We start from the raw sequence: 26125 nt of genomic DNA, 5'->3' as shown, positions 1-26125 counted from the left end.
GAAGAGGGTGCGTATCGGCCCGGAGGGGCTACCGATCCGGAACGGCCAAGCCGGATCCGGTCCGAGGGTCGACCGCGCCGGTTCCGGGAACGACTCCGGCACCGGTGCCCGGTCGGCCGGAGCGGTCCGCCGCCTGGCGGGGCCGGTCGCGAACACCAGCACGGGTGCCGCTCCAGCTTCGCCAGAGCCTGCCGTACATCCCTTCCGCCGAGACGAGTTCGGCGTGTGATCCCGTCTCGACGATCTTGCCTTGGTCGAGGACGACGATCCGGTCGGCGGTGGCGGCCTGGGTGAGCCGGTGCGCGACGATCAGCGTGGTCCGCCCGGCGGTCGCGGCGGTCGCCGCCGCGTCGAGGTCGCGGGCACCGGCGCTGCCCGCCTCGGCGGTCGCCTCGTCCAGGATCGCGACCGGGGGGTCGGCGAGCACCAGCCGGGCCAGCGCGAGGTGCTGGGCCTGAGCGTCGGTGAGCTGGTGGGCGCCCTCGCCGACGACGGTGTACAGCCCGTCGGGCAGTTCCCGGACCCAGCCGAGCGCACCGACGGCATCGAGGGCGGCAGTGACCTGCTCCTCCGTCGCCTCGGGTCGCGCCAGCCGCAGGTCCTCGACCAGCGGCCCGGAGAAGACGTGCACCTGCTGGGTGACGATGCCGACGTGGCGCCGTACGAAGGATCCCTCCAGGGTGGACGGATCCACACCGCCGATGCGGACCGATCCGGTAGCCGGTGCGATCATCGCGCCCGCGATCGCGGCCAGCGTGGTCTTGCCGGCACCGCTGGCCCCCACCAGCGCGACCCGTCGCCCTGCGGGGATGCGCAGGGAGATGTCGAGCAGGACGGGCGGGCCGTCGTCGTACCAGTGGGTGACGTCGATGATCTCCATCGAGGTGTCGGTCAGGGGTGCGGGATCGCCCGCAGCCGCCGACGCGGGTAGCCGAGCCACCCCGACCAGCCGCGCCAGGCTCGCGCCTGCCCGCTGGAGCGCGTCGGCCTCGGAGAGCAGCAGGGCCAGGGGATTGAAGAGGCGGTGGAAGTACAGGGCCGCGGCGGTCGTCGCGCCCACCGTCACGGCGTCGGCGCGGACCAGGAGGTAGCCGACGACGAGGACGGCGCTCAAGCCGACGAACTCCGCGCGGTTGATCCGGGACACGAAGCGGGTGAACATTGTGAAGACCCCCACGGACAGCCCCATCGCCGTGTGGGAGCGGTCGGCTATCTGGCCGACGTGTTCGGTCTCGAGGCGGTAGGCCCGTACCGTCGTGCCTCCCCGCAGCGCGCCGACGATCGCCTCGGAGCGCTGCGCCGCCGCGACCCGCTCCTTCGCGTAGTACGGCCCGGACCGGGGCAGGTACCACCGCAGCGCCCACGCGTACAACGGGGCCGCGGCCAGCCCGGCCAGGCCGAGCCGCCAGTCCACCGCGAACATCCCGACGCCGGTGAGGACGACCGTGATCAGCGTCGAGACCAGGGTGGGCCCGGTGGTGCTCACCACCGTGTTCACCACGGCGGCGTCGTCGCCCACGCGGGACAGCAGGTCACCGGTGCCGACCCGGTCCAGGGAGGTCACCGGTAGGTGGAGGGCCCGGTCCAGTGCCCGCTCCCGTAGCCGGGCGAGAACGGTGGCGCTGACTCGGGCGACGAGGACCGTCGCCCAGGCGGTCAGCGCGGCGCCGAGCACGGCGGCCACCGCGACCACCGTTACGGCCCGGAACAGGTGCCCGAGGGTGGTGCCGCCGAGGAGGTTGTCGATCATGTCGCCGAGGACCCAGGGCGCCACCAGCCCGATCGCGCTGGCTGCGACGGCGACGGCGAGTGCAGCGGCGGTGAGTCCCGGCATCGTGCCGGCCTCCGTGCGCAGCGTGGCCCAGGTCTGGCCGGCGGAAGCGGTCGGCAGGGCCCGGTGCGCCGTGGAAGTCTTGGTCACCGCAGCACCGCCTCGCGGTATGCGGGTTCCGTGGCGACCAGGTCGGCGTGGGTGCCTTCGGCGACCAGCCGGCCGGCGCGGATGACGACCACCCGGTGCGTTGCGTTCAGCAGGGTCGGGCTGGTGGTGACCACGACGGTGCTGCGGGAGCCGCCCTGGCGGGCCTGCGCGAGTCCGTCGGCGATCAGCGATTCCGTGACCGGGTCCACCGATGTCGTCGGTTCGTGCAGGACCAACACCGGGGGGTCCGCCGCCAGGGCCCGGGCGAGGCCGACGCGCTGCCGCTGCCCGCCGGAGAGGTTCGTACCCTGGCCAGTCAACGGCCGGTCCAGTTCGTCCGGGTGGCCGGCGACAACGTCGTCGGCTGCGGCGGCCCGGATCGCGGTGGCGAGCCGGTGCTGGCCGTCGTCGACAGCCGGTGCGGCCGAGTCCCGCCCGCTGGAGGTCGTCCAAGAGCGGTGGCCGGGGAGCAGGTTCGACCTGAGGGTTCCGTCGAACAGCGCGACGCGATGCGGTTCGACCAGCACGGTCGCGCGGGCGGCGTCGAGGTCGAGCTGCTCGGCGGGAACCCCGTCGATGGTCACCGTGCCGGTGTACTCGTGTCGCGGCACGCGACCGGAGAGGAGCATCAGGAGGGCGTCGGCGTCCCCCGGGTCGTCGGTGACCACGCCGAGCGTCTCGTCGGCGTGCACCGCCAGGGTGAGCCGTTCGAGGGTGCGGTAACTGACCGCATCGAGGGCGAGTCGCGTCTCGGCGTGGGGCAGCGGTGTCCGGTCGCCGGGACGGATGGTGGGCGCGGCGGCGAGGACCCGGGCGATCCGCTGGGCGGACGCGCGAGCGCCGGCGTGGAGCTGGACGCAGAACCCGAGGCGTTGCAGCGGTTCCGCGGCGAACTGCGCAAGCCCCACCACGGCGATGAGTTCTCCCACCGTGATCCGTCCGCGTACCGCGAGCCAACCAGCGGCGGCCGTGACACCGGCCAGGTACAGCCCACTGACCAACACGGTAAGACCCTGGTGGAGTCCCTTGACGTTGGCGGTGTGCACGGTGGCCGCCAACTGTCGAGCGCTTGCCTGTGCGTACCGTCGGGACGCGTTGCCCTGCGCTCCGAGCCCGTGGAGCACCCGGACTCCGTGGAGCAGGTCCGTGGCGAGCGCGGTGGTGGCGGACATGGTGGTCTGCTGGACGATTCCCCGCCGGGTCAACAGTGGGGCGAGGCGCTGTAGGACGGTCACGACGATCACCGCGCCGACCAGGACCCCGAGCCCGAATGGGGCATCGATTACAAGTAATGCGATGCACGAGACGGCCAGCGCGGTCGACGCGCTCGCCGCCATGCTCACCGCCCGGATCACCGTCGCCATGGCCGTCACGTCGGTGGACGCGACGGCCAGCAGTTCCCCGTCGCGCATGCCCGTGCGGTGGTCGCGGGGATCGAGGATCAGCCGGCTGATCTCGACCCGCAGCAGGTGTGCCTCCCGTTCCATGGCCCGCAGCCCGTGCGCGGCGCCGAACCGCCAGGCCAGAGCGATGACGACGAACAGCAGGCCGAGGCCGGCGATCGACGCCGTCAGCGCGGAACTGTCCCCGGTCGCCACGGCCCGGTCGATGATCAGACCGATGGCTACCGGTACCAGCGCCTCGGCGGCCTGGTGTACGCAGAGCAGGGCGAGGGTGGCGGAGAGCCGGCCCAGGTGCCGGCGGACAGCGCGCCGCAGCAGTCCGGTGGCGGTGGCATGGTCGTCAGCACTCGGTTCTCCGTTCACCGTTCCCCCGACAGCTCCCGTAGACGGATCGAAGAACATTGAAAGGTAGGCTAACCTAAGTTGCTGGACGGAAGAAATCCTTGATTGTGGCCAGTTCCTGATCATTCAACCGCCCTCAGTGGCCGGGGCGTGGAATTGAGAGACGACGCATGTGAAAGCCGTGTTCAGCGCCCGGAATCGGGCGGGCTCCGCCAGTCAGCCCGTGATCGGAGACGTCCGGCGCGGGCGGATTACCGTGCTGATCACGCTGCTGGCGTTGCTCGTGCTGGCGGCGCTCGCCAGCCTCACTGTCGGGGCGAAGCCGATTCCACCCGACGCGGTGTGGAGCGCGATCACCGCACCCACCGGGAGCGAGCACGACTTCGTCGTCCGCACGCTGCGTGTGCCACGTACGGTGCTGGGCCTCGGGGTGGGGATGGCGCTGGGCGTCGCCGGCGCGTTGATGCAGGGACACACCCGTAACCCGCTGGCCGAACCGGGCCTGCTGGGTGTCAGCGCGGGTGCCGCGTTCGGCGTCGTGGTCGGCATCGACCTCCTCGGCGTCACCGGTCTGTATGGCTACGTCTGGTTCGCATTCGCCGGCGCCTTCGCGGCGAGCGTCGCGGTGTTCCTGCTCGGCTCGGTCGGCAGGGGTGGGCCCACCCCGGTCACCCTGGCCCTGGCCGGGGTCGCGCTGAGCGCCCTGCTGACGTCGCTGACCTCGGCGCTCGTCCTGTCCGACGTGCAGACCTTGGACAGGTTCCGGTTCTGGGCCGCGGGTTCGGTCGCCGACCGGGGTGCCGACATCACCTGGCAGGTCACGCCGTTCCTCCTCGCCGGACTGGTGCTTGCCGCGCTGAACGCGCCGGGGTTGAACCTGCTGGCGCTCGGCGAGGAGATCGCCCGGGGACTCGGCGTCAACGTGCGCCGGGTCCGCTGGACCGGTCTGGTCGCGGTCACGCTGCTCGCTGGAGCGGCGGTGGCGGCGTGCGGGCCTATCGCGTTCCTGGGCCTGGTGGCGCCGCATGTAGCGCGGCACTTCACCGGCCCCGACCACCGCTGGTTGCTGCCCGCGTCGGGTCTGGCCGGCGCCGTGCTCCTGCTGGCGGCGGACGTGATCGGCCGGGTGGTGGTGTCCCCTGGGGAGCTTCAGGTCGGCATCGTCCTCGTGTTCGTCGGCGCGCCGTTCTTCGTCGCCCTGGTGCGCCGCCGGCACCGGCTGGTGTCGTTGTGAGCGCCGGCGGAGTGGACCAGGTCACCCGGTACGAGCGGCCGGCCGGCCGGGTGCCGGGCCGGACGCCCGTACGGGTCGGTCCGTTGTCCGGCGTGTGGCGCCCCCGGACGGTGGGGGTGACCCTGGTCGGGCTGGTCCTGCTCGGTCTGGTCGCCGCGGTGAACGTCGGACGTGGCGATTTCCCCATTTCCGTCGGCGAGGTGGTCGCCGTCCTGTTCGGCGGTGGCGACCGCGCGGACCGTTTCGTGGTGCTGGAACTGCGGCTTCCCCGGACGTTGACCGGGCTTCTCGTCGGCGCCGCGTTGGGACTGTCCGGCGCGATCACCCAGGTCGTCGCCCGTAACCCGTTGGCCAGCCCGGACATCCTCGGGGTCACCGCCGGCGGCAGCGCGGCAGCGGTGGCGGTCATCGTGCTGGGGGCGGCTCCGTCGCCGGGGGCGGGCTGCTGGCCGAGGTGGGCCTGCCGGTCGCGGCGCTGGTGGGTGGTCTCGGCACCGCGGCCCTGGTCTACCTGTTGGCGTACCGGCGTGGGCTCGACGGATACCGACTCGTCCTGGTCGGGGTGGGGGTCGGCGCGCTGGCCGCCGCCCTGGCGAACTGGTTGCTGGTGGTCGCGGAGATCGAGGAGGCCGCCCGGGGCACGGTGTGGCTGGTCGGCTCGCTCTACGCGCGCGGCTGGGAGCACGTCGTCCCGGTGGGACTGGCGTTGGTTGTGCTGGTACCGGTCGCGCTGCTGCTGGCGTTCCCGCTGGGCGCGCTGCAACTCGGTGACGACACCGCCCGAGGTCTCGGCCTGCGGCTCAACCGGGTCCGGGCCGGGCTGGTCACCGTCGCCGTCGGGCTCGCCGCCGTGGCGACCGCGAGCGCCGGCCCGGTCGCCTTCGTCGCGCTGGTCGTGCCGCAGATCTGCCAGCGGCTGGTGGGCGGCGCCCGGCCGCCGCTACTCGCCTCGGCCGTCTACGGCGCGCTGCTGACCGTCGCAGCGGACCTGCTGGCGCGGACCGCGCTCGGCGTCGAACTTCCGGTGGGCGTGGTCACCGCGATCCTCGGCGCACCGTACCTGCTCCATCTGCTCGTCCGTGGCAACCGGAGGGTCAGCGTATGACGGAGATGGCTCCCACCGCCCGCCTGCGGGCCCGTGGGTTACGCGTCGCCTACGGCGACCGGGCGGTGCTCGACGGCCTGGACATCGACGTGCTGGACGGCTCCATCACCGCGGTGATCGGGCCGAACGGCTGTGGCAAGTCGACCCTGCTGCGTACGCTGGGGCGGCTGCTGCCCACCACCGGTGGACACGTTCTGCTCGACGGCGTACGGATCGACCGGATTCCCTCCCGGCGGGTCGCCAAGGTGCTGGGGGTCCTGCCGCAGTCCCCGACCGCCCCGGACGGTATGACGGTGGCGGACCTGGTCGCCCGGGGACGCCACCCGCATCAGGCCTGGTACCGCCAGTGGTCGGCGGCGGACGAGGAGGCGGTCGCCGAGGCGCTCCGGTGGACCGACATGGCGGAGTTCGCCGAACGCGGCCTCGACACGCTGTCCGGTGGGCAACGCCAGCGAGTGTGGATCTCCATGGCCCTCGCCCAGCAGACGGACGTGCTGCTGCTCGACGAGCCGACCACCTTCCTCGACCTGGCCCACCAGATCGACGTCCTCGACCTGGTCGAGCGGTTGCACCGCGAGGGTGGCCGGACGGTCGTGATGGTGCTGCACGACCTCAACCTCGCCGCGCGCTACGCCGGTCGGCTGGTGGCGATGCGCGACGGTCGGATCGTCGCCTCGGGCACCCCGTACGAGGTGCTCACCCCGGCGGTGATCCGGGAGGTGTTCGGGCTCGACGCGCAGGTTGTCGACGATCCGGTGTCCGGTACCCCGTTGGTGGTCCCGATCGGCCGTCGGCACCGGGCCGCCGTGCCGACCCCGGAGTTGTCCGGCCGGAGCTGAGTCGGGCCGCCGGTCTGGACGGGCGGCCGGAGGTGGAGCGGGTCCGCCGGGTGGCGGAGCCCGGGAGAAGCTGGCCGGGCGCGGGCGAGCGGCGGTGGGCCCGCCAGTGGAGCGAATCCGCAAAGTTACATTGAGATATCTCGATGTCACTGTTAGGGTTGGCTTACCTAATTGACGCGTCCTGGGTCGCACTGAGGTTCGTCGCGTCCGCCATTCGTTTCCACCCGTCAGTGGTCGCTGCGCGCTCAGCCATCCACGGAGGAGCAGATCTGTGCCCGACAACCCTTTCGATGACGAGGACGGCGTCTTTCACGCCCTGGTCAACAGTGAGGGCCAGTACTCGCTGTGGCCGGTGTTCGCGGCCGTTCCGGCCGGCTGGTCGATCGCCCACGGCCCGGACAGCAGGCAGGCGTGCCTCGGCCATATCGAGGCGGTGTGGACCGACATGCGCCCGGCGAGCCTGGTCGCCCTGATGCGGACGGACCGCGACCACCACCAGACCGATGTCTGACCGTGCCGGGGCGGGCGCCGACGGAACACTGCAGCGGTACCTGCACGCCAGTGTGACCGTGGCACGCGACCCGGTCGCCGCCGGAGTCGACCTGGTCCACCGGGCGCGGGGTCCCCTCGTCGTGTACGAACGCCCCGGCGAGGTCGCCGTCGCCTCCGGCGTGCTCGCCGAGATCGTCCTCGACCGCCGGCAGGTCCAGGTACGCATCGGTGAACACCGACATGTCGAGCCGACCGGTGACGAGCCCCTGCAACAGGTGCACCGGCTGCTGGCCGGCCTCGACGTCGCCGGCTGGCGCGCGTACGGCTGGATCGGCTTCGAGCTGAGCTACCTGCTGCACGGCATGCCGGAAGCGGTCGGGCCGGCGCCACTGCTGCATCTCGTCGTACCGCGGCGGGAAGCCCGCATCAGCAACCGGACGGCCCACCTGCGGGCCACCGACCCGGCCGGGCTCGCCGACCTGTCGGCCCGACTCTCCGCCGTACCCGACCAGCCGCCGCACCACGCGGACGGCCGTCCCGTCGACGAGTCGAGCGGAGCGGTCGAGTACCGGGCCGCGGTCGCCTCGGCCATCCGCGACATCCGCGGCGGCGACCTGCAGAAGGTGATCCTGTCCCGCGTGGTCCCCGTCCCCGGCCCCGTGGACCTCGTCGCGACGTACCGGACCGGTCGCCGACGCAACACGCCGGCGCGGTCCTTCCTGCTCCGGATCGGCGGCGTGCAGGCCGCCGGGTTCAGCCCGGAGACCGTCATCGAGGTCGGTGCCGACGGCACGATCTCCACCCAGCCACTGGCCGGCACCCGCGCGCTGTCCGGGCTGGACACGGTCGACGAGGAGCTGCGCGCGGAACTGCTCGGCGACCCGAAGGAGATCTTCGAGCACGCGATCTCGGTGCAGGCCGCCCAGGAGGAGCTGCGCGGCGTGTGCCGCGACGGCTCGGTGCACATCGAGGAGTTCCTGACGGTCCAACGCAGGGGCAGCGTGCAGCACCTCGCCTCCCGGGTCACCGGCCGGCTAGACGCGGGCCGCAACTGCTGGCACGCCGCCGCTGCGCTGTTTCCCGCGATCACCGCGTCCGGCATACCGAAGCGCGCGGCCTGCGCCGCGATCCACCGGTACGAGACCACGCCGCGCGGCCTCTACAGCGGAGCCGTGGTGGTCGCGGACTCCGACGGCGGGCTCGACGCCGCGCTGGTCCTGCGCACCGTCTTCCAGCAGGACGGGCGGACGTGGCTGCGCGCCGGAGCGGGCATCGTCGCCCAGTCCACACCAGAGCGGGAGTTGGAGGAGACCCGGGAGAAGCTGCGCAGTGTCAGCCCGTTCCTGGTCGGAACCGACGAGCCGGTCCCCGTCGCCGGCGGGGAGGTGGCCTGAGGTGAGTACGTCGCACACGCCGGACGTCAGCGAGGCCGGTCTCCGCGCCACCCTCGCCGATCTGCTGGAAGAGGAACCGGCGACGGTGGGCGCCAGCACCAACCTGTTCGAGGAGGGGCTGGACTCGATCACCCTGATGCGCCTGGTCGGCACCTGGCGGCGGGCCGGCTTCCAGGTCGACTTCGCCGAACTCGCCCAGCGGCCGACCGTCACCGCGTGGTCCGAGCTGCTCAACCGGACACCGGACGACCCCACCCGCGCCGCGCCGCCACCGCACGCCGGCACCGCCCGGACCGGGGCCGCCGGCACCTCCCGCGACCCCGACACCGCCGGGTCGGGCCAGCCGGCCGACGGCTCCGGCGAGGAGTTCGCGTTGGCGCCGATGCAGTACGCCTACTGGGTCGGGCGTACCGACGGGCACCCGCTGGGTGGCGTCGCCGCCCACCTCTACACCGAGTTCGACGGTACCGGGGTGGACCCGGACCGGCTGGCCGCCGCCCTGGAACGGCTCGTGGCCCGCCACGACATGCTGCGGGTACGCATCACCGACAACGGTCGGCAGCGCGTCGACACCCGCTCCGGGTGGCGCGGACTGGTCGTGCACGACCTGCGGGACGCCGGACCCGACCAGGTCGAGGAGGCGCTGGCCGCCACCCGCGACACGTGGTCCCACCAGCTCCTCGACATCGAGGCGGGCGAGGTCTTCGCCACCGCGCTGAGCCTGCTGCCGGGTGGCCGTACCCGGCTGCACCTCGACGTGGACATGGTCGCCGCCGACGCGGTGAGCTACCGGGTCATGCTGGCCGACCTGGCTCGGCTCTACGCCGACCCGGCGGCGACGCTGCCCCCGATCGGCTACCACTACCGGGACTACCTGGCCGCCCGGCCCGTCGCCCGTCGGGACGCGCAACGGCGGGCCGCCGCCTACTGGCGGGAACGCCTGGCGGCCCTGCCCGGGGCCCCGGACCTTCCGCTGGCGGCGGACCACCCGGTGCCCGGCACCCCCCGGGTCGTCCGGGAACACCTGTTCCTGCCAGCCGAGCAGCGGGCGGCGCTCGCCGCGGCGGCCCGTCGGCACGGGGTGACACTGGCCGCCACGGTCGCCACCACCTTCGCCGAGGTGCTGGGCGCGTGGAGCGGGCAGCCACGTTTCCTGCTCAACGTGCCGATGTTCGACCGCGCCCCCACCCACCCGGACGTGGACCTGCTCGTCGGCGACTTCACCAGCTCGGTGCTGCTCGCCGTCGACCTCTCCGAACGGCTGGCCTTCGCCGACCGGGTCCGCGCCGTGCAGGCCCGCTTGCACGCCGACGCCGCCAACGCCGACCACCCGGGGGTGGCGGTGCTGCGGGACCTCACCCGCGCCGCCGGTCGGCAGGTGATCGCCCCGGTCGTGTTCACCAGCGCGCTCAACCTCGGTGAGCTGTTCGCCGACTCCGTACGACGGGAGTTCGGCGACGCCGGGTGGATCGTCTCCCAGGGACCGCAGGTGCTGCTCGACGCGCAGGTCACCGAGATGACGGACGGACTGCTGGTCAACTGGGACGTCCGGGTGCGGGAGTTCGCCGACGGCGTCGTACCGGCGATGTTCGCCGCCTTCGCCACGCTGGTACGACGCCTGGCGACCGACCCTGCCGTGTGGCGTGACCCGGTCGACGGCTTGCTGCCGCCGGCACAGCTCGCGATCCGGGACCGGGTCAACGCCACCGACGGCCCGTGCCGCGCGCGTACCCTGCACGGGGACTTCTTCGCCCACGCCCGCGCCCGGCCGGACGCGCCCGCGCTCCGCTGGGGCGAGGCGTCGCAGCTGACGTACGGGGAACTCGCCGAGCGGGCCCTACGGGTGGCGGGGGCGCTCACCGCGCACGGGGTGGCACCCGGCGATCCGGTGGGAGTGTCCCTGCCCAAGGGCCCCGACCAGGTGGTGGCGGTGCTCGGCGTGCTCGCCGCCGGCGGGGCGTACGTGCCGGTGGGCACCGACCAGCCGCCCGCGCGGGCCGCGCGGATCGCCGCGCTGGCCGGCTTCCACGTGCTGCTCACCGCCGGCAAGGAACCCGACGGTGGCCTGCCCCTGGCGCGGGCGTCGACCCACCCGCCGCTGCCCACACCGGTGCCCAGCGGTGGCGACGACCTGGCCTACCTGCTGTTCACGTCCGGGTCGACCGGTGAGCCCAAGGGCGTGGAGATGCCGCACCGCGCCGCGACGAACACCATCGACGACCTCCGCGACCGCTACCGGCTCGGCCCCGAGGACCGCACCCTGGCCGTGTCGGCGCTCGACTTCGACCTGTCCGTGTTCGACGTCTTCGCTCCGCTGTCCAGCGGCGGCGTCGTCGTCGTGGTCGGCGAGGACGAGCGGCGGGAGGCGCACCGCTGGGCCGAACTGGTCCGGGCGCACCGGGTCACCGTGCTCAACTGCGTACCGCAACTGCTCGACGCGATGCTGCGCGCCGTCGGCGACCGGGCCGACCTGCGCTCCCTGCGGGTGGTGCTGCTGGGCGGCGACCGGGTGGGCGTCGACCTGCCGGCCCGGCTCGCGGTCGCCGCGCCGGGCTGCCGGTTCGTCGCGCTCGGCGGCACCACGGAGACGGCGATCCACTCGACCGTCTGCGAACTCGATCCCGGCGCGGCGGTCCCGGCCGACTGGCAGTCGGTGCCGTACGGCACCCCGCTGCGCAACGTGGTCGTCCGGGTCGTGGACCCGCTCGGCCGGGACTGCCCGGACTGGGTCCCCGGGGAGCTGTGGATCGGCGGCGCCGGCGTGGCCCGCGGCTACCGGGGCGACCCGCGCCGCACCGCCGAGCGGTTCGTCCATTCCGGCGGGCGCCGCTGGTACCGCACCGGTGACCGGGCCCGCTACCGGCCGGACGGGACCGTGGAGTTCCTCGGCCGCCTCGACGACCAGGTGAAGATCCGCGGCTTCCGTGTCGAACTGGGCGAGGTGGAGGCGGCCCTGTCAGCCGGGGAGTCGGTCCGCGCCGCAGTGGCCGTGCTGACCGGCGGGGACCGTCCGGCGCTCGGCGCGGCCGTCGTCACCGACGGCACGACCACCGTCGAGGAGGTCCGCGAGCGGGTCCGTGACCTGCTGCCCGCGCACATGGTCCCGGATCGGGTGGTACGGCTCGACGCCGTGCCGCTCACCCCGAACGGCAAAATCGACCGGCGGGCGGTACGGGTGGCCGTCGAGCGGGCCGACGCCGGGCCGGCCGCCCGGGTGGCCCCGGACGACGAGGTGACCCGCGCGGTCGGCCTCATCTGGGCCGAGGCCCTCGAGGCGGAGCCCGACACTCTGGGAGTCACCGACGACTTCTTCGCCAGCGGCGGCGACTCGCTGCTGGCGACCCGGGTCGTCGCCGCGCTCCGCGACACGCTGGGAGCCACGGTGTCGGCGCGCATGCTGTTCGTCGCGCCGACCATCGCCGGCCTCGCCGAGCGGATGCTCGCCGCCGAACCGGCACCCGCGCGTCTGCGCCGCGCCGCGGCCGTCTACTGCGAGGTCGCCGCGCTCTCCGACGACGAGGTCGCCGCGCAACTCGACGAAGGAGAACGAGTATGAGCGCGTCCCCGCCCGTGCCGGCGCTCGACGGCGTCACGGCCTACCCCGACGAGTTCGTGGACCGCTACCGCGCCGCCGGCTACTGGCGCGACGAGACGCTGGGGCAGCTCCTGCGGAGCTGGGCGGCACGCTCCGGCGACTCGACGGCGGTGGTGGCCGGGCCGGTCGGCGCGCCGCAGCGGCTGAGCTACGCCGAACTCGACCGGCGGGTGGACACGACCGCCGCCGGACTGCGGGCGCTGGGCATCGCGGCCGCCGACCGGGTCGTGGTGCACCTGCCGAACACCCTCGAGTTCGTGGTGGTGCTGTTCGCGCTGCTGCGCTGCGCGGCGGTGCCGGTGCTGGCCCTGCCCGCACACCGCCGCGCCGAGATCGCCCACTTCGTGGCGCTGTCCGAGGCGGTCGCCTACGTCGTTCCCGACCACCACGAGGGGTTCGACTACCGGCCGCTGGCCGCCGAGGTCGCCGCCGCCGCGCCGACCCTGCGGCACGTGCTGGTCGCCGGTGACCCTGGTCCCCACACCGCGCTCGCCGACCTGCCGGCCGGCCCACCCGGGCCGCTGCCCGACGTCGACCCCGGCGCGGTCGCGCTGCTGCTGATCTCCGGCGGAACGACCGGGAAACCCAAACTGATCCCGCGCACCCACCGCGACTACGCCTACAACGCCCGGGCCAGCGCGGAGCTGTGCAGGCTCAGCGCCGACGACGTCTACCTCGCCTGCCTGCCCGTCGCCCACAACTTCCCGCTGGCCTGCCCGGGTCTGCTCGGCGCGCTCGGCGTCGGTGCCACCGTCGTGCTCGCCCCGACCCCGAGCCCCGACGTCGGGTTCGGGCTCGTCGAGCAGGAACGGGTGACGGTCACCGCGCTCGTGCCGCCGATGGCGCGGATGTGGGTCGACGCGGCGGACTGGGACACCCGCGACCGGTCCAGCCTGCGTCTGCTCCAGGTCGGCGGCGCGAAACTCGACGCCCAGCTCGCCCGCCGGGTCGGCCCGGTCCTCGGCTGCGGGTTGCAGCAGGTGTACGGGATGGCCGAGGGGCTGCTCAACTACACCCGCCTGGACGACCCGGACGACCTCGTCGTCGGCACCCAGGGCCGGCCGTTGTGCCCCGACGACGAGGTACGGGTGGTCGACGGCACCGGCGCGCCAGTGCCGCCCGGCGCGGTCGGGGAACTGTGGACCCGGGGCCCGTACACCATGCGCGGCTACTACCGGGCGGCGACGTACAACCGGACGGCCTTCACCGCCGACGGCTTCTACCGGACCGGCGACCTGGTCCGCCAACTGCCCACCGGCCACCTCGTGGTCGAGGGACGGGTGAAGGACGTGATCAACCGCGGCGGGGAGAACGTGTCGGCGGCGACGCTGGAGGAGCATCTGCTCGCCCATCGCGCCCTGGCGCAGGTCGCGGTGCTCGGACTGCCCGACGAGACGCTCGGCGAGGCGGTGTGCGCCGTGGTCACGCTCAGTCCCGACGGCGCATCCGCCCCGAAGCTGAAGGAGCTGCGGAGCTTCCTGGCCGGGCGAGGGCTCGCCCGCTTCATGTGCCCGGACCGGCTCGTCGTCCGCGACACCCTCCCGGTGACCGGCGTCGGGAAGATCGACAAGCGGGAGCTGGCCGCCCTCCTCACCGCCGCCGAGACGGAAGGCCACCAGTGAGCATGGACCGGACACCCAGTTCCACCGCGCGCCGCCGGGAACTGCTGCGCCGCCGCCTGGCCGAGGAGAGCCTGCTGGCCGCGCCGGCCGCGGAGGGCACCGCCACCGTGGGCCCCAGCGGCCCGCCCGCGCCCGGCGCGCTCTCGCCGGGGCAGCGGCGGATGTGGTCGATCCAGCAACTCGCCCCGGGCACCGTCGGCTACAACGTCACCATCGCCCTGGACCTCACCGGCGACCTCGACCCGGACCTCTTCGCCCGGGCGGTGCACACCGTGGTCGCCCGGCACGACATCCTCCGCACCACCTACCGCCTGGCCGACGGCGACACCGACACCGGACCGGTCGTCCAGGTCGTGCACCCGGACCTGCCCGCCCCCGTCGACCGGTTCGACGTCGGTGACCTCGACGACGAGGCGCGCGCCGCCCGGGTGGACGAGCTGGCCCGCGCGGTCGCCGGCCGACCCTTCGACCTGTCGGTCGACCCACCGCTGCGGGTACGGCTGATCCGCACCGGCCCCACCACGTACACGCTGGTGGTCGTCGCGCACCACGTCGCGTGGGACGACGGCACCTCAGTGGTGTTCTTCACCGAACTGATGGGCCACTACGCCCGGCTGGCCCGGGGCGAGCCGGTGGACCGGGAACGCGCCGCCCGGCAGTACGCCGACGTCGCCACGACCGGCGTCGACGCCGACGGCGAGGCGACGACCTACTGGCGGCACCAGCTCGACCCGCTGCCCGACCCGCTGGACCTGCCGGGACTTGCGGGCGGCGCGGGCGGTCCGGGCTGGGAACGGTCACAGTCGATGCGTCCGGGCACCGGCCGGCGGGTACGCGAGTTCGCCCGCCGCGAGAACTCCTCCACCTTCATGGTTCTGTTCGCCGCCGTGTCGGCCCTGCTGCACCGGTACACCGGCGCCCGCGAACTGCTCGTCGGCGCGCCGGTCGTCAACCGGGACTTCACCGGCGCCGACGAGATCATCGGGTACCTGGGCAACACCGTCCCACTGCGCGCCGAGGTCGAGCCCACCGACGACTTCCGTACGCTGCTCGCCCGCGCCCGGACCACCTGCGTCCAGGCGTACGCCCACCAGCACGTCGAACTCGACGACATCGCCAGAGCTGTCGACCCGCAGCGCAACCGTGGCGACGCGCCCCTGTTCAACGTGGTCCTGTCGCTGCGCTCGCCGGTGCTGGAGCCGTTCCGCGCCGCCGGGCTGGCTGCCAGCCGTCGCCACGTACCCGGCCCGGACGCCCGCTTCGACCTGACCCTGGCCGTCGAGACCGACGCGGACGACCTCACCGTCGAGGCCAACTTCCCGGCCGGCCCGGCGGCCGACGCACAGGTACGGCACCTGCTGGACCATCTGGACCGGCTGCTCGACGCCGCGCTGGCCCGGCCGGACACCCCCGTCGGCGACCTGGACCTGCTCGACCCCGACGAGCGCGCCCGCCTCCTGGGCACCTGGAACGACACCGCCGTCGAGGTCGACGGACGCCTGCTGCCCGAGCTGTTCGCCGCCCAGGTCGCCCGGACCCCGCAGGCCCTCGCCGTCGTCACCGCGACGGCCGGCGGACCCGGGGCGGCCTTCGCCGAGACGTCGGGAGACCCGTCCGGGGCGCGCGAGCTGAGCTACGCCCAGCTCGACGAGCGGGCCAACCGGCTCGCCCGGCACCTGGCCGGCTCGGGCATCGGCCCGGAGGACACCGTGGCGCTGGCGGTGCCCCGCTCGCCCGCGATGATGGTGGCCGCCCTCGGGGTGCTCAAGGCCGGCGCGGCGTACGTCCCGGTCGACCCGGCGTACCCCGCCGACCGGGTACGGCTGATGCTCACCGACCCCCGACCCCGGCTGCTGCTCACCACGTCCACGGTGGCCGGCGACCTGCCACCCGGCGGACCGGACCGACTGCTGCTGGACGCCCCGGAGACGGCGGTCCGGCTCGCCGCCCTGCCCGGCACCGGCCTCACCGATGCCGACCGGACCGCGCCGTTGCGCCCGGACAACCCGGCGTACGTCATCTACACCTCGGGCTCCACCGGGCGGCCGAAGGGAGTGGTGATCTCCCACCGCGCGCTGAGCAACCACCTGCACTGGGCGCTGCGCCGGTTCACCGGCCTGAGCGGCCGTACCCTCCTGCACTCGTCGATGTCGTTCGACTTCTCGGTCACCCCGATGTACGCGCCGCTGCTCTGCGGCGGGGTGCTGGAACTGTGCGCGGAGGGCCCGGACGCGATCACCACCGCCGTCGGCCCGGCCACCTTCCTCAAGATCACTCCGAGCCACCTGCCGCTGCTGCCCTCCGTGCGGTTCGCCGATGACGGGCACCGCACGCTGGTGATCGCCGGCGAGGCGCTGCGCGGCGCGGCCCTGGGACGGTGGCGGCCGCCGGCCCTCGGCACCATCGACGTGATCAACGAGTACGGACCGACCGAGGCGACCGTCGGGTGCACCCTGTACGACGTCGCGGGCGCGACCGACGGCACCGTCCCGCCCGGTCCGGTGCCGATCGGCGGGCCGGTCACCAACACCACCTGCCACGTCCTCGACCCGGCCCTGCGGCCGGTCCCGGTCGGGGTGACCGGGGAACTGTACGTCGGCGGGGCGCAGCTCGCCCGTGGCTACCTCGACCGGCCGGCGCTCACCGCCAGCCGCTTCGTCGCCGACCCGTACGGCGTCGCCGGGCAGCGGCTCTACCGCACCGGCGACCGGGTACGGCGTCGCCCCGACGGCAGTCTGGAGTTCGTGGGGCGGGTCGACGAGCAGGTGAAGATCCGCGGGTTCCGGATCGAGCCAGGCGAGATCGAGTCCGTGCTGACCGCCCACCCGGGCGTCGCCCAGGCCGCCGTCGTCGCCCGCACCGACGGGCCGGGCGGCGCCTACCTGGCCGCGTACGTCGTCCCCGCCACCGGAGCGGACCGGCCACCGGCGACACCCGGCACCGGCCCGGACCTCGACGGCGCGACGCTGCGCGCCCACCTGGCCGAGCGGCTGCCCGACCAGATGGTCCCCGCCGCCGTCGTCCTGGTCGACCGGCTGCCGCTGTCCCCGTCCGGCAAGGTCGACCGGCGGGCCCTGCCGGCACCGACGTTCGCCTCCACCGCGTCGACACCGGCCCGGGAGCCGTCCGACGCGATCGAGCGGACCCTGCTGGACCTGTTCACCCAGGTCCTGGGCAGCGACGGGATCAGCGTCACCGACTCGTTCTTCGAACACGGCGGGGACAGCATCGTCGCGATCCAGCTCGTCAGCCGGGCCCGTCGGGCGGGGCTGACCATCTCCCCCCGGGACGTCTTCGAACGGCTCACCGTCGAGGCGCTCGCCGCCGCCGTACGCGCCGCGCGACCCGCGACGGCGGCGGTACCCGAGGACGTCCGGGAGGACCGGACCGGCCCGGTCGAGCCGACGCCGATCCTGCGGGCGTTCACCGAACGCGGCCGGCTCGGCAACGGACACCGGATGTCGCTGCTGCTCGACGTCCCGGCCCTGGAACACCAACGGCTGGTCCGCGCGGTGCAGGCGCTGCTCGACACGCACGACGCGCTCCGCGCCCACCTGGACCGCGCCGGGGCGCGCCCCCAACTGTGGGTCCGCCCCGCCGGTACGGTTCGCGCCGAACCGCTGGTGCACCGGGTCCCCACCGCGGCCAGCGGCGCGGACCCCGCCCAGCTCGACCGGGAACTCGCCACGGCGACCGCCCGTCTGGACGCCGGGGCCGGTCCACTCGTGCAGGTCGTCTGGTTCGACGCCGGGCCCGGCCGATCCGGCCGGCTCCTGCTCGTCGTCCACCATCTCGTGGTCGACGGAGTGTCCCTGCGGATCCTCGCCGAGGACCTCGCCACGGCGTGGCGGGCCGCCGCCGACGGGCCGCCGGCCCTGCCCGCCACCGGCACCTCCCTGCGCCGCTGGTCGCGCGAACTCACCCGCCAGGCCGCCGGCCGGGCCGGCGAGCTGCCACGGTGGCGGAGCATCCTCGACGGCGCCGACCCGCTCTTCGGCACCGACGGCCCCGACCCGGTCCGGGACACCTGGGCCACCGTCCGGACGGTCACCGTCGACCTGGACCCGGCCAGCACCGCCGCCGCCCTGACCACCGTGCCGCAGGTCTTCTTCGCCGGCCCGGACGACGTGCTGCTCACCGCGCTCGCGCTGGCGGTCGCGGCCTGGCGTCGCCACCGGGGCGACGACCCGGCCGCCGCCACCCTGGTGCTGGTGGAGGGGCACGGCCGCGAGGAGGCCGCCGTCCCCGGTGCCGACCTGTCCCGCACCGTCGGCTGGTTCACCAGCCAGTACCCGGTGCGGCTCGACCTGTCCGGGATCGACCTGACCGACGCGCTGGCCGGCGGACCGGCCGCCGGCACGGCGCTCAAGAGGGTCAAGGAGCACCTGCGGTCGCTGCCCGACCACGGCATCGGGTACGGCATGCTCCGCCACCTCGACCCGGACTCCGCCGGTCAGTTGGCTCGCCTGCCCGCTCCCCGGCTCGGCTTCAACTACCTCGGACGGCTGGACACCGCCGGCGAATGGCCGATCGCCCCGGGCGGGGTCAGCGCCGCCTACGACCCGGACATGCCGGTACCCACGGCGCTGGTGGTCAACGCGGTCACCGAAGCCACCCCGGCGGGGCCACGGCTGACCGCCCACTGGATGTACGCCAGCAGGATCCTCACCGAACCGGAGGTCCGCGACCTCGCCCGCCGGTTCGGCGACGCGGTCGCCGCCCTGGCCGCGCACGCCGCCACCCCCGGCGCCGGCGGCCACACCCCGTCCGACCTGCCCCTGGTGTCGCTGGACCAGAGCCAGCTCGACGCCCTCGAAGCGAAGTGGACCCAGGCATGACCGGATCGGCCATCGAGGACGTCCTGCCGCTGTCACCGTTGCAGCAGGGACTGCTGTTCCACGCCACCCTGGACGAGGACGACCCGGACACCCCGGACGTCTACCTCGCCCAACTCGTCGTCGACCTGGCCGGGGAACTCGACCCGGACCGACTGCGGGCGGCCGTCAACGCCCTCGCCGCCCGGCACGCCGTGCTGCGCACCGCCGTCTCCCGCGACCTCGCCGAACCGGTCCACGTCGTGCTGCGCCACGTACGGGTGCCGTGGACGCTGGTCGACGTGACCGCCCGCGCCGACGCCGAGGAACACGCCCGGCACCTCGTCGACGTGGACCGCCGGACCCGCTTCGACCTGGAGACGCCGCCGCTCGTCCGGGGCCTGCTGATCCGGTTCGGTCCATGGCGGCACCGGCTCGTGCTCACCAACCACCACATCGTCAGCGACGGCTGGTCCACCCCCCTGCTCATGCGCGACCTGTTCGCCCTGTACGCCGCCGCGCACCCCGGCGGTCCGCGCGACGCCGCCGCGCTGGCCGCCGCGCTGCCGCCGGTACGCCCGTACCGTGACTACCTCGCCTGGCTGCGCGGACGGGACCAGGCGGCGTCGCTCGCCGCGTGGCGGGCCGCGCTCGACGGCGTCGAGGAGCCGACGCTGCTTGCGCCGGCGGCCCGGGGCGGCCCCGCCACCCTTCCCGACGAGGTCACCGACGTGGTCCCGGCCGATCTCGCGGCCGGCCTGACCAACCTGACCCGGCGGCTGGGGGCCACCGTCAACACCGCGCTGCAGGTCGGCTGGGGACTGCTCGTCGGCCGCCTCACCGGCCGTGACGACGTGGTCTTCGGCGCCACCGTGTCCGGACGTCCGGCCGACCTGCCCGGCGTCGAGTCGATGGTCGGGCTGTTCATCAACACCATCCCGGTCCGCGTCCGGATCCGTCCCGCCGAGCCGGTGACCGCCCTGCTGACCCGCGTGCAGGCGGAGCAGGCCGCGTTGCTGGACCACCAGCACGTCGGCCTCGCCGACCTCCAGCGCGCGCTGGGCGGGACGGGGGAACTCTTCGACTCGCTGATGGTGTTCGAGTCGTTCCCGTTCGACGTGGACGCGATCGACGCGGCACTACACGGCGCCGGGCTGCGCAGCACCGCCGTGTCCAGGCCGATCTCCACGCACTACCCGCTGACGCTGCTGGCCACCCCGACCGGAGATGGGATCGCGCTCACCCTCAAGTACCGGCCCGACGCCTACGACGCCGCCGCCGCGCGTACCCTCCTCGACCGGCTGGTCCGGGTGCTCACCGCGCTGGTGACCCGCCGGGACGCCCCGGTGGCGGCGGTCGAGGCGCTCGCCCCGGCGGAGGTCGCCGCCCTCGTCGCCGCCGGTACGGCCACCGGGCCCCGCTCCGGCCGGGTCCATGCCAGCCGCCGGGTCCTCGACGCCGAGCCGGCGCTCCGGCCGGAGCCGGACGCGGCCGGCGCGGCGACCCTGCCAGAGTTGTTCGCCGCCCAGGCGGCCCGGACCCCGCACGCCGTCGCGGTGGTCGACGGTGACCGGCGACTCAGCTACGCCGAGCTGCACCGACGCGCCGACCGCCTGGCCCGTCGGCTCGGTCGCGCCGGCATCGGCCCCGAGGACCGCGTCGCGTTGCTCGTGCCCCGCTCGGCGGAACTGGTCGTCGCGGTGCTGGGGGTGCTCGCGGCCGGCGCGGCGTACGTGCCGATCGACCCAGACCACCCCGCCGAGCGGATCCGGTTCACCCTCGCCGACGCCGCCCCGGCGGCCCTGGTCACCGCCGCCGTCGACCTGCCGGAACTGCCGGACGTCCCACGGCTGGTGCTGACCGGCGGCGAGGACGACCCCGGGACCGAGCCGACCGGTGCGTGGCCGGTCTCGCCGACCCGACCGGAGCACCCCGCCTACGTCATCTACACCTCGGGGTCCACCGGCACCCCGAAGGGAGTCGTGGTCAGCCACCGCAACGTCGTCGCCCTGTTCGCCGCCACCCGGCCGCTGTTCGGGTTCACCGCCGACGACGTGTGGACCCTGTTCCACTCGTACACCTTCGACTTCTCCGTCTGGGAACTGTGGGGACCGCTGCTGCACGGTGGCCGCCTGGTGGTCGTCCCCCGGGAGACGACCCGTTCGCCGGGGCGCCTGCTGGCGCTGCTGGCGGAACACCGGGTCACCGTCCTGAACCAGACCCCGTCGGTCTTCGACGAGCTGGCCCGGGCGGACGCCGAGACCCCCGGCACCCCGTTGGCGCTCCGTACGGTGATCTTCGGCGGCGAGGCGCTGGAGCCCACCCGGCTGCGCGACTGGTACGCCCGGCACCCGGAGGACACGCCCCGCCTGGTCAACATGTACGGCATCACCGAGACCACGGTGCACGTCAGCCACCTCGCCCTGGACGCGGGGGTGGCCCGCGCACCGGCGAGCGTCATCGGGCGGGGCCTGCCCGGTCTGGACGTGCACCTGCTCGACCCGGCCCTGCGCCCCGTCCCGGACGGGACCGTGGGCGAGGTCTACGTCGGTGGGCCCCAGCTCACCCGCGGCTACCTGGGGCGGCCCGCGTTGACGGCGACCCGGTTCGTGGCCCATCCGTTCGGTGCGCCGGGGCAGCGGTTCTACCGCACCGGCGACCTGGCTCTGCGGCGTCCGGACGGCGGACTGGAGTACGCCGGCCGGGCCGACGACCAGGTGAAGATCCGGGGTTTCCGGATCGAACCCGGCGAGATCTCCGCCGTCCTGGCCGGCCACCCCGACGTGACCCGGTGCGCCGTCGTCGCCCGCGACGACCGGCCCGGCGGCAGGTATCTGGTCGGATACGTCACCGGGAACGCGCCGGATCCGGCCCGGCTGCGGGAGTACCTGCGGGCCCGGCTGCCGGAGCACCTGGTGCCGGCCGCCGTCGTGGTACTCGACGCGCTGCCGGTCACCGGCAACGGCAAGCTCGACCGGCGGGCGCTGCCCGCCCCGGACTTCGGCGGCTCCGGTACGTCCCAGCCCCCGACCACGCCCACGGAGCGAACCGTCGCCACCTTCTTCGCCGAGGTGCTCGGTACCGGCGGAACCCACGACGGCGGGCGGAACGCGGACGACAGCGCCAGGGGCGACATCGGCGCGGACGACTCGTTCTTCGCCCTCGGCGGGCACTCCCTGCTCGCCACCCGGCTGGTCGCGCTGATCCGCGCGAAACTGGGCCGGGAGGTCGCGGTCCGTACCGTGTTCGCGCATCCCACCGTGGCGGGCCTGGCAGCGGCGCTGGACGGCACCGCCGGTGCCGTCCGGCCGTCCCCCCGGGCCGGTCGTCGTCCGGCCCGGCTGCCGCTGTCCTTCGCCCAGCAGCGGCTGTGGTTCCTGTACCGCTTCGACGGCCCCACCGCGACGTACAACATCCCGTTCGCGCTGCGGATCCACGGCGACCTGAACGTGACCGCGCTGCGGGCCGCGCTCGGCGACGTGGTCGAGCGGCACGAGATCCTGCGGACCGTCGTCGCCGTCGACGCCGAGGGCCCGCACCAGCGGATCGGTGCCCCGCAGGAGCGCCGACCGGCGCTCGTCGCGGAGCCGCTGCCGGCCGAACGGCTCGACGCGGAGCTGGCCCGCGCCGCCGCGTACGCCTTTGACCTCGAGCGCGACGTCCCGATCAGGTGCCGGCTGTGGCGGCTCGACGGCACCGCCGGGTACGTGCTGTCCATCGTGCTGCACCACATCGCCGGTGACGGGTGGTCCACGGAGATCCTGCTCGCCGACCTGGCGGCGGCGTACCGGGCCCGCCGCGCCGGCGGGCCGCCGCACTGGTCCCCGCTGCCGGTGCAGTACGCGGACTACGCGCTGTGGCAACGCGACCTGCTCGGCGACGACGACGATCCGGACAGCCTCGCCGCGACGCAGATCCGGTACTGGCGGAAGGCTCTCGACGGCGTACCCGACGAGCTGACCCTGCCGACCGACCGGCCCCGGCCACGGCAGGCGACCTACCGTGGCGGGGTCGTCCGCGCCAGGCTGGACGGGGCCGCCGCGAGCCGGTTGCGCGGGCTCGGCCACGAGCTGGGGGCCAGCGAGTTCATGCTCGCCCAGGCCGCCGTCGCGGTGACCCTGGCGAACCTGGGTGCCGGCACCGACATCCCCCTCGGCGCGCTGGTCGCCGGGCGCGGCGACGAGGCGGTCGCCGGTCTGGTCGGCTTCTTCGTCAACACCCTCGTCGTGCGGCACGACCTGTCCGGCAACCCGTCGCTGCGCGAGACGGTCACCCGGGCCCGGGACACCGTCCTCGCCGGGCTCGACCACGCCGACGTGCCGTTCGAGCGGCTCGTGGAGGCCCTGAACCCACTCCGCTCGCCGGCCCGCCACCCGCTGTTCCAGGCGATCGTCACCCATCAGGACGCCCCGGCCGGGACCGAGCTGGCGGGACTGGACACCGAACTGCTCGTCGGTGACCTCGGGGTCGCCAAGTTCGACCTGTCGTTCCGGTTCGGCGGCATGTCCGGCGAGCCCGGCCTCGACGTCGAGGTCGGGTACCGCACCGACCTGTTCGACGCGGGCACGGTGGAGTCGATGCTGGGCACCCTGCGGCGGGTACTCGACACCCTCGTCGCCGCGCCGGACACCCGGCTGGCCGATCTGGACCTGCTCACCGTCGAGCAGCGCCGGTTGTTGGACTCGTTCAACGACACGGCCGTGGCCGTACCGGACGACACCCTGCCGGAGCTGTTCGCCGTCCAGGTCGCCCGTACCCCGGGCGCGGTCGCCGTGGCAGGGGCCGGAGCCCGGCTCACGTACGCCGAACTGGACGCCCGAGCGGAGGCGCTGGGCCGGGTGCTCGCCGCCCGGGGGATCGGACCGGAGCAGATCGTCGGGGTGCACCTGGACCGCAGCGCTGAGCTGATCGTCGCGCTCCTGGCGATCCTGCGCCGGGGAGCGGCCTTCGTCCCGGTCGAGCCGGCCTGGCCGGCGGCGCGCATCGCGCGGATCTGCGCCGACTCGGGCACCCGGCTGGTGCTCACGACGGCCCCGGGACGGGCGGCGCTGCCCCCGATGCCGGACGTCGACGTCCTCCCCGTCGACTCCGCTCGTCCCGTCGACCCGGTCGGGCCGGGGGGTGCTGGTGTACCGGCCGGGGCGGTCGCCGGAGCGGGCGGTCCGCCGTCGCTGACCGGCGACAACCTGGCGTACGTCATCCACACCTCGGGCACCACCGGCACCCCGAAGGGAGCCATGATCCTGCACCGTCCGATCTGTGCCCGGCTGCGCTGGCAGGCCGGCATGCTCGGCTTCGGCCCCGGTGACGCGGCCCTGTTCAAGGCGCCGCTCGGATTCGACATCTCGATCAACGAGATCTTCCTGCCGCTGGTCACCGGGGCCCGGGTCGTCATCGCCGAGCCCGGAGCCGAACGGGACGCCGCGCGGCTGTTGGAGCTGATCCGCGAGCACCGGGTCACCTTCACGTACCTCGTCTCGTCCGTGCTCGACGTGCTGCTCGGCCTGCCCGGCATCAAGGCGGTGTCGGGAACCCTGAAACACGTGTGGTGCGGGGGAGAGGCGCTCACCCCCGAACTGTTCGCCCGGTTCCGGCAGACCCTCGGCGCGACGATGTACCACGGCTACGGCCCCGCCGAGGCGACCATCGGCGTGAGCCACCTGCTGTACCAGCCGGGCACCGAGCGGGCCTCGGTGAGCATCGGACGTCCGAACCCCAACACCCGGATCCACGTCCTGGACGAGCTGCTGCGGCGGGTGCCGGTCGGGGTGCAGGGCGAGCTGTACGTCGGCGGGTTGCCGCTCGGCCGGGGCTACGTCGACGCGCCGGGGCAGACCGCCGCGCGCTTCGTGGCCGACCCGTTCGGACCACCGGGGGCGCGGCTCTACCGCACCGGAGACCTCGGCTACTGGAACCCGGACGGGACGCTGGAGTTCTGTGGGCGGGCCGACCACCAGGTGAAGATCCGTGGGATGCGGGTCGAACCACAGGAGGTCGAGGCCGTGCTGGCCGAGCACCCGGCCGTCCGGCAGGCGGTCGTGCTGACCACCCGCTCCCGTACCGGGGTGCCGGCGCTCGTCGGGTACGGCGCCACGGGGGAGGCCGGCATCACCGGCGAGGAGCTGCGGGACTGGCTGCGTGGACGGCTGCCCGACCACATGGTGCCGGCGGCGGTCGTCTGTCTGCCCCGGTTTCCGCTCCTGCCCTCCGGCAAGATCGACCGGCCCGCGCTGCCCGCCGTCGAGCTGCGCGGCTCCGCGCCGTACCGGGAGCCGACGAGCCGGACCGAGGAGGTGGTCGGCGCGCTGTTCGCGGAGATCCTCGGCCGGGACCGGGTCGGCGTGGACGACTCCTTCTTCGAGCTGGGCGGGTACTCGCTGCTCGCCACCCGGTTGGTCACCCGGATCCGGGCCGAGTTCGGCGTCGAACTCGCCCTCCGGACGGTGTTCGACGTGCCGACGGTCGCCGGGCTGGCCGACGTCATCGACACCGGTGACGTCGCCGCGCTGCCCGCCGGCTCGGGTGCGCTCGGGGCCTTCGCGCCGTTGCTGCCGATCCGGCGGACCGGCTCCGAGCCGACGCTGTTCTGTGTGCACCCCCGGCTCGGGCTGGCCTGGATGTACACCGGCCTGCTGCCGCACCTGGACCGCGACCGTCCGGTCTACGGCCTCCAGGCCACCACCATCCCTCCCGACCAGCGGGAGGCCCCGGACATCCGACAGCTGGCGCACCGCTACGCGGAGCGGATCGTGGCACACCAGCCGCAGGGCCCGTACCTGCTGCTGGGTTGGTCGTTGGGCGGGCGGATCGCGCAGCTCGTGGGCTGCCTCCTCGAGAGCTGGGGGCACCGGGTGCCGCTGCTGGTCCTGCTGGACGCGCACGCCGAGGTGGGCCGGCCCGCCGCCGGGCCGGACCCCGAACCGGACCGGTCGACGCTGTACCACCGCTGGCTGGAACGCGCCGGATACGACGTACGGGGCCTCGACCCGGCGACCGTGACGCCCGCCACGGTCCGCCGGCACGCGGCCGAGCACGGCGGGGTCTTCGGCGGTCTCGACGAGGCCGACATCCACGAGATCGTCGACAGCTTGCTGGCGGTCACCCGCCTCGACCGTCGCGCCGAACCGCAGGTCTTCGGCGGTGACGTGCTGTTCTTCTCGGCTGACGCCGGCACCGGCGGGGCGGTGGAGCAGTGGCGGCCGTACCTCACCGGACGCGTCCACGAGCACCCGGTCGACTTCGCGCACGACGATCTGATGGCGCCGCGCTCGCTGGCGCAGATCGGTCCGGTGGTCGCCGAGTACCTGGGGCGGCTGTGAACGCGCCCCACCGGCCGTGCCGCGCGGTCCGGTCCGGCCACCCGC

Annotated in this window: 11 protein-coding genes and 1 pseudogene; 10 read left to right on the top strand and 2 right to left on the bottom strand. The window is 74.3% G+C overall.

Translation table 11 applies throughout. The features are described 5' to 3' along the window. Nucleotides 1-28 precede the first annotated feature (28 nt). Nucleotides 29-1921, bottom strand: a complete 1893-nt coding sequence (locus GA0070618_RS26515) for an ABC transporter ATP-binding protein (RefSeq protein WP_231931463.1) — start codon at nucleotides 1919-1921, stop codon at nucleotides 29-31. Then, nucleotides 1918-3687, bottom strand: a complete 1770-nt coding sequence (locus GA0070618_RS26510; protein ID WP_231931462.1) for an ABC transporter ATP-binding protein — start codon at nucleotides 3685-3687, stop codon at nucleotides 1918-1920. The genes GA0070618_RS26515 and GA0070618_RS26510 overlap by 4 nt, the downstream gene beginning before the upstream one ends. Before the next feature lie 202 nt (nucleotides 3688-3889). Between GA0070618_RS26510 and GA0070618_RS26505 the strand changes: the two genes are divergently transcribed. The 10 genes and pseudogenes from GA0070618_RS26505 (at nucleotide 3890) to GA0070618_RS26465 (ending at nucleotide 26080) form a co-directional block, all read left to right on the top strand. After that, complete coding sequence (locus GA0070618_RS26505; protein WP_231931461.1) at nucleotides 3890-4900, top strand: FecCD family ABC transporter permease; 1011 nt, start codon at nucleotides 3890-3892, stop codon at nucleotides 4898-4900. Then, a pseudogene (locus tag GA0070618_RS35395) lies at nucleotides 4897-5271 on the top strand (iron chelate uptake ABC transporter family permease subunit); the annotation flags it as partial. The gene GA0070618_RS26505 and the pseudogene GA0070618_RS35395, both read left to right, overlap by 4 nt. Nucleotides 5272-5354: 83 nt before the next feature. Beyond that, the gene (locus tag GA0070618_RS26500; protein WP_269148443.1) at nucleotides 5355-6005 is read left to right on the top strand and encodes a FecCD family ABC transporter permease; all 651 of its coding nucleotides are present in this window, start codon (nucleotides 5355-5357) and stop codon (nucleotides 6003-6005) included. Then, nucleotides 6002-6844 carry an ABC transporter ATP-binding protein gene (locus tag GA0070618_RS26495; protein WP_088984046.1) on the top strand — a complete coding sequence of 281 codons (843 nt, stop codon included), beginning with the start codon at nucleotides 6002-6004 and terminating at the stop codon, nucleotides 6842-6844. Before GA0070618_RS26500 ends, GA0070618_RS26495 begins: the two co-directional genes overlap by 4 nt. 271 nt (nucleotides 6845-7115) lie before the next feature. Next, complete coding sequence (locus tag GA0070618_RS26490; RefSeq protein ID WP_088984045.1) at nucleotides 7116-7355, top strand: MbtH family protein; 240 nt, start codon at nucleotides 7116-7118, stop codon at nucleotides 7353-7355. Next, entirely contained in the window at nucleotides 7348-8730 is a 1383-nt protein-coding gene (locus tag GA0070618_RS26485; RefSeq protein ID WP_088984044.1) for a salicylate synthase, read from the top strand. Before GA0070618_RS26490 ends, GA0070618_RS26485 begins: the two co-directional genes overlap by 8 nt. Nucleotide 8731: 1 nt before the next feature. Continuing rightward, on the top strand, nucleotides 8732-12286 hold the full coding sequence (locus GA0070618_RS26480) for a non-ribosomal peptide synthetase (protein ID WP_172900335.1): 3555 nt from the start codon (nucleotides 8732-8734) through the stop codon (nucleotides 12284-12286). Continuing rightward, a complete protein-coding gene (locus tag GA0070618_RS26475) occupies nucleotides 12283-13947 on the top strand; it encodes a (2,3-dihydroxybenzoyl)adenylate synthase (protein WP_088984043.1) in 1665 nt (554 codons plus the stop codon). The genes GA0070618_RS26480 and GA0070618_RS26475 overlap by 4 nt, the downstream gene beginning before the upstream one ends. Nucleotides 13948-13949: 2 nt before the next feature. Next, entirely contained in the window at nucleotides 13950-18785 is a 4836-nt protein-coding gene (locus tag GA0070618_RS26470; protein ID WP_088984042.1) for a non-ribosomal peptide synthetase, read from the top strand. Beyond that, on the top strand, nucleotides 18782-26080 hold the full coding sequence (locus GA0070618_RS26465; protein ID WP_088984041.1) for a non-ribosomal peptide synthetase: 7299 nt from the start codon (nucleotides 18782-18784) through the stop codon (nucleotides 26078-26080). The genes GA0070618_RS26470 and GA0070618_RS26465 overlap by 4 nt, the downstream gene beginning before the upstream one ends. The last annotated feature ends 45 nt before the right edge of the window (nucleotides 26081-26125 follow it).

It is taken from the genome of Micromonospora echinospora (genome assembly GCF_900091495.1).
Lineage (GTDB): Bacteria > Actinomycetota > Actinomycetes > Mycobacteriales > Micromonosporaceae > Micromonospora > Micromonospora echinospora.
The sequence above is the reverse complement of the archived record's forward strand: the minus strand, read 5'-3'. Positions and strand labels throughout refer to the sequence as shown.